This window comes from Ruegeria sp. ANG-S4 (assembly GCF_000814005.1).
Classification (GTDB): domain Bacteria; phylum Pseudomonadota; class Alphaproteobacteria; order Rhodobacterales; family Rhodobacteraceae; genus Ruegeria.
Genome location: NZ_JWLK01000012.1, coordinates 1 through 5899, shown reverse-complemented (window position 1 = coordinate 5899; position 5899 = coordinate 1). Strand labels below are relative to the sequence as shown.

The window sequence follows — 5899 nt, the reverse complement described above, 5'->3', positions numbered from 1 at the left end:
TCAATGGGTCCTGACCCTAGCTTTTTATTTCTACTTTTGAGATCGGACAAGGCGGCGGCGGTACCACATATGATATGGGCGTTCAAGAAATACGTTTGCCAAATATGCAGTCACAGTCGCAATTAAAAATAAAAACACCATTAAAGCTGGAGACGAATATATACTCTTGGAAAAAACGATCTCGAAAATTTTTCCGACGACTAAATAAACCAACAGGTGGGCTAGGTAGAGTATATATGAAGATTCGCCCCATGTATTAACCCACTCGGGAAGTTTCATATCGATACCGGAAAGGCCGTATACAATGAGCATCGCCGGCAGTCCAAAAGCGATTTCCCGACTAAGATGAAGTACTTCCGGGAAACCTCCAGCCAGTGACAGCCCCAAGAGAACGCAGCCGGCAATCAAAGCGGGTATTTGAAATCGCGGTCTGAAATTTATGTACAGATACCCAATAATGGATCCGAACAAAAATTCAATGACAATGGTATTCAACGGCAACGAAAGAAAGCCGGGCACACTTATTGCATAAAGTGACGTTGTGAAAGAAAACGCGACCCAAGCGCACATGACAACGAAGAACCCTGCCGCACCCAGCACAAAAAATGAGAGGCCAAAGACGAGATAAAATATGAGCTCCAGCGATAGCGTCCATGCAATAATGATTACCTGATCGGGGATTGGCGCCAATGCGAATGATGCCAGTAGCGTTTTAATATCGATAGACCGCGTGGTGTCTCCAAATATGTAATAACTTGCAAGAAATGCTGCAATATAGAGGGCTAAGACCGCCCAATACGGGGGAAATATCCTCCAAAACCTGGATTTAAAAAAGTAAGCTGGACCAGCTTTGGTATTTTTGGATGCTGTGAAAAAAATGATAAATCCGCTCAGAACGAAGAAGATGTCGACACCAGCTTCACCATGCTTGAACAACTTAAAAAGGCCGGGGTCATAGTCTTCGGCCCCAGCTGCCGCATAGAGATGAAACATAGCCACAAGAGAGGCTGCAATCCCTCTCAGCAGTTGTAGGCTGTCTATTCGTTTGTTTGTCATTTTGCGCTTTTCTGCAGGTTCCGGGATGGTTCACCTGCGTCGTCGTTTCCTCATTGGGATGTAAATTTCAGGCGGTTTTCCTTTACTTTCAAGTGTGTGCGTCTTTGATGCCCCACGTGTATCTATCCCGAGCAGGGCCCCACTCATCAAAAACAGAAGCGGTGTAAGCGATGCGTTAGGAATCAGATCAATAAGATTGATCGCCAACAAGAGTGACAAAGCAGAAGTGGCCAATGTTAATGTGGGACTTTTGCGTTTCGTGAACAAGAAAAACAAAGGCAGAGTCAGCAAACCGAATTGGGCAATGTAGCCCACCCAGCCGTATACGCCGATGATAATGATCCAGGCACCGTCAAAGACACTGATGCCAGCTCCAGTTACCGGGTCAAATATTTCTGGCCGCCCCCATGTGCCCCATCCGAATACAGGTCTCTCGTTGGCACGTTCCAGTAAGAGATCTTCGTTATCCAACCGGAATTTGAGCGATCCGGCGCGATTCTCATCAATACTGCTGGCCAGTTGGTAGATTCCGTTGACCGGAACCAGTCCGGCGCCACGCATTGCCGGATAGACGAGTATTATTGCGGCTACGATTGCAGCACAGACGAGCTGAACTCTTACGGTCGCCAACATTGCAATGGGAAAGAACAACAACGCAAGCGCAAGCGGTCCCAAGCTTTTTGAGACCAAGAGAATGAAACTTAGCCAGCACGCAGCAAAAAACCAGCGTGAGTCCTTGGTTTTGCGCCACAGAAAAATTGCCGCAATGACAGTTAACGCAATAAATAATCCAAGAAGTAGGCCGTGACGGAAGAAGACAACAGGACGAAAGCCACCCGCTCTGACGTGTTGCTCGAAAGAATGTGGAAAAAAACCATATATCCACGTGTGGAGCTGAGGGCTGAACCGTGCTTCAAAGAGCATGGGAACTGAATATAGAAGCCCGGAAATGCAAAGCGTTTTCAACAGGAACACGTGGCTTTCGGGTGTTGTCAGAAAGCGTTTGCCCAAGAATAGAGGTATGAATGATATGAAAAGAGGCGCTATTACCGACAATGCGTCATAGATTCGTAGCCCAGGTATATACCTTGGACCGAAGATTATTGGGTCATCATTTGTTAGCACAGTCAGGATCGGGCTGAATAAAGCTAGAAAAATCAGCGCCGAATATAAAGAAGAGAAGCCATTTGACGGATTTTCTCTATCGTCGATCTTTGTTGGTGTTTTGTGTCGATGGACTAGTAAAGCTGCTGCAAGCACCGATAAACTGGGTATTGATGATTTATCAAAAGCCGGAAGCATCGGAATCTTAAGCGATACGCCGCTTGGCAAAATCAACATCCCACCAAGGATCGACAAAATAAATGCCTCATGCGCAGGGCGTAACCTGAATAAAATGACGACAACTAACGGCCAACCGAATAGCACAATATAGGCGATTATGTTTGGCATCTATTTATTAGACTGCAATATATGTCAGTTCGAAATTATGGTGGCTTTAACGATTGCCTCAATCGCTTATTTTCAGACTCGGATTTGGGTCGCTTTCAGATGTATATGCTCAATACGAGGCTCAGGTCTGAGCCTCGTATTGAACGTTCGTATTAAACTGCGGCTTTTACAAGTCCCATGTGTCTAGTTGGATGACAATCGTCGCTTGATCGGTGAGGCCATCTTCATCCGTCACCCAGTAGTCGACGCGGTCACTTCCGGTAAATGACTCATTGGGTTGATACAATATTGTACCATCCGCCTGAGCAATTGCCACGCCATGCTCAGCTGTTCCCACTTCGCTGATCTGAAGCATCGACCCTTCCGGGTCATAGTCGTTGGACAGGGCATCAATGACAATTGACCCATTATCGCTGCTTTCGACGAAATCATCAACCGCGACGGGATAATTTGTTTTGGTACCGTCGAAGGCACTTGCGGGTCGATCATCCCACCACACCGGGCTTGAAGCGTTGAATTCAAGCAACGTATCCCAGCGCGATGTGTCGTCTTCGAGATACCGCAGGGACCCCCAGCTTCCGTACTGCGTAGCCGAGGAGACATCAACAAACGCATTGAACATCGTACCGCCAGCATCAACCCAACCGGCAAGTGCTTCTTCATAAATTATCCCCATCTCTTCGGAGTAATTCAGATATGTAAAGAAGTCGGTCAGTTGATTATCCAGAGCGTATTCACCAATTCCCAGGATATGCGTGCCACCCTCATACATCACCATTTGAAGGCCATGGGCTTCGGCCACTTGTGCATGATATTCAAAACGTTCAAACATCTCGGCCAGAGAGCCGCTGGGATCGCCAGTAACAGATCCGTCACGCAGTTCCTGCACGGAAAGCGCGACCGCGTAGTCATACTTATGCTCTTCAACATATGCATCGAACGCCGCCCCGGTCAGGCCAAGCGCTTCGGCATCCGCCAATGCGCGGGTTAGAGATTCGTCAATCCAACTTTTGACCGTCAGCGCCTTGTCGCGGCCCAGTTCTCCATCAAAATACCCGGTGATGGCATAGACGTCGAAGTAGGTGTGCGGTGGCAGATTTTCTGTCGGGTTTTCGGCGACCCAATTGGGTGCATACAGAAAATCGTTTTCCAACCCCAGCCAATCTGTCTGCGTGGGAAGCACTTTGATAATCCGGGCATCAGCCTGATCACCAAAAACGGAATCCAGTATCTGCGCCATTTCAACGGCTTTGACTGCCTGGAATTGAACCCAGTTAGGCTGATCTGGCCAGCGCGCCTGTGATTGTTCCGCCATCCAGAATGTCTGCTCAAAAATCCAGTTCCAGGCTTCATTCGAATACTCGAAATGCGCCTTTAGATTAGGATCCAGATTATCGCGTACATAAGTCGCGAACTCTTCAATATATTCCTGCGTGGCCAGATGTGGAATATTGAACCAAGGGTCGACACCAAGCTTGTTGGCAAGCTCCACCATAACTTCCAGAGGCACGCCCTCTACGGCCCAGCTAAAGTCCTCGACCTGCGGGCGATCTGACCATTCAGATTGATGGGAGTTGTTCGTCTCCATCCAGTCCATGAAACGGACCGATCGCATATCCTCGATCAAGGATGTCCAAAGAGGATTGAAAATCTCACCCGCATCATAAGCAGCGATGTTGTCTTCGTGGACGATCGAAATATTGCGGATGTGGTTTCCGCCCGAGGCCGTCGACAAGATGTCGATCATGATATTGTTTGACCCGGTTGGTGTATAATCAAACCAGATTTCACCATCCCCGTATTCGATGTTTTGCCCGTTGATGACTTGGATCTCTCCTTCGCCATCAAAACTCAGTCTATACCGTCCAGCCAGGGATTCAGCTTCTGCAGGCATGTCAGTCAGCAAACCCGCCCGAATACGCTCTACACCGTCCGGAATTTCTATTGGCCAGCCATTTGCATCCAGATAATTCGAGGACGTCAACTCGTCATATTCGACCACGCCCCCGCCTTCTGGTCGGATACCTATCCAGGCTCTCGCTGTTTTGAATACATCCAGGAAGGGTTGCTGTGTCGACCAATCATTGACCCCATTCAACCCAATTCCAAGTGCCGGAGCCCCCTGAAGTTCAGGCGCGGAATCGTTATTGCCTGTGTCCATGCCGCTATCGTCGGGTGTGTCGGGCGCAGAGCCTCCATCATCCGAACCTGTATCGTCGGTATCTGGCACGTCTGGCGCAGAACCGCTATCATCAGGTGCATCGTCAGGCGCAGAAGAGCCCCCATCATTCGCATCCGCATCGCCTGCACCCTGCGAAAAACCCGAATGGTCGTATTCAAGCACTGTTTCCCAAGCGATATCTTGAAGCACATCCGCCAGAGCCGGAGATGGTGCGTCAAAATTCTGGCCCCATTCATCACGGAACTGGACAGGCAAATCATCCGGGTCCTGCCCATAAATCGTGGCGTACTGAACCATTGTGAGAAAATAATTCCCCAGATCACTGGGGTGAATATCGTCATCGAAGAACTGATTAATACTGCTGATCCCAGGAACCTGTCCGGCCTGAATGGCGTCATAGAGATTGCCCATAGCCTGTCCTGCAGGAATTAGGTGCATGTCAGGCTGACCAGGACTCTTGTTGGCATTTACATACTCAACAATGCTTTCCCACTCTTTCAAGTCCTGATCCAGACGATCGCGCCACGGAATGTGGCCATTGCTGTCGAATGGAACGTCTTGCCCGGTACCGCTCAGAAGGCTGTGCCAGGTTTCATAAACATAGACGCGGGTATCTGGATTGGAGGTCACGGCCAAGTCATAGAAGCGTTTTGCATGTTCGACAGACTCGCTCCAAGTGAGATGGCTAAGGAGCGGGACAGCTTCTGTGATCACAAGCACGTCGATTTCGCCAGCTGGCAGCACAGCGCGCGCATCAACGCCTTGAGCAGACGAAGAATGTTCCCAGTTTGCTTTAATGCTGCCGCCATTAGTGATCTGAGCCGATACGTCTCCAAAACCACCTTTTGACTGAACCGATGACTGCAGCATGGCGGGCATATTTGGACCTACAAGGCTGTGCCCGATAAAGAGGACATCATCATTTAGGGAGAACGTGCCAGGCGGGACACCAGCACCCCCACCATCATCAGGCGTATCCGGCGTGGAGCCGCTGCCCGTGTCGGTATCACCATTATCGGGCGTGCCGGGTGTGGAACCGCCATTATCTGCACCGGTATCGCCATCATCAGGCGTATCTGGCGTGGAGCCGCTGCCCGTGTCGGTATCACCATTATCGGGCGTGTCGGGTGTGGAACCGCCATTATCTGCAGACGTGTCGTCAGAATCGTCTTCACCTGCAACAGTGTGGCTCAGGCTGTCGCCCGAAAT

At 49.6% G+C, this 5899-nt stretch carries 3 protein-coding genes; all 3 read right to left on the bottom strand.

Annotated features, from left to right (window positions below; genetic code table 11):
- Positions 1-30: 30 nt before the first annotated feature.
- On the bottom strand, positions 31-1056 hold the full coding sequence (locus tag RA28_RS22030; RefSeq protein ID WP_082029895.1) for an acyltransferase family protein: 1026 nt from the start codon (positions 1054-1056) through the stop codon (positions 31-33).
- Between the two features lie 30 nt (positions 1057-1086).
- Positions 1087-2508, bottom strand: coding sequence for a hypothetical protein (locus RA28_RS22025; protein ID WP_039533478.1), 1422 nt, complete (start codon positions 2506-2508; stop codon positions 1087-1089).
- A gap of 166 nt (positions 2509-2674) precedes the next feature.
- Positions 2675-5899: Ig-like domain-containing protein (locus RA28_RS22915; protein WP_052261572.1), on the bottom strand; the 3225-nt coding region annotated here is incomplete at its 5' end.

Bases quoted from the DNA above. Each gene is read 5' to 3' on its own strand.
- RA28_RS22030 (WP_082029895.1), bottom strand. From the start codon at position 1,056: ATGACAAACAAACGAATAGACAGCCTACAACTGCTGAGAGGGATTGCA.
- RA28_RS22025 (WP_039533478.1), bottom strand. From the start codon at position 2,508: ATGCCAAACATAATCGCCTATATTGTGCTATTCGGTTGGCCGTTAGTT.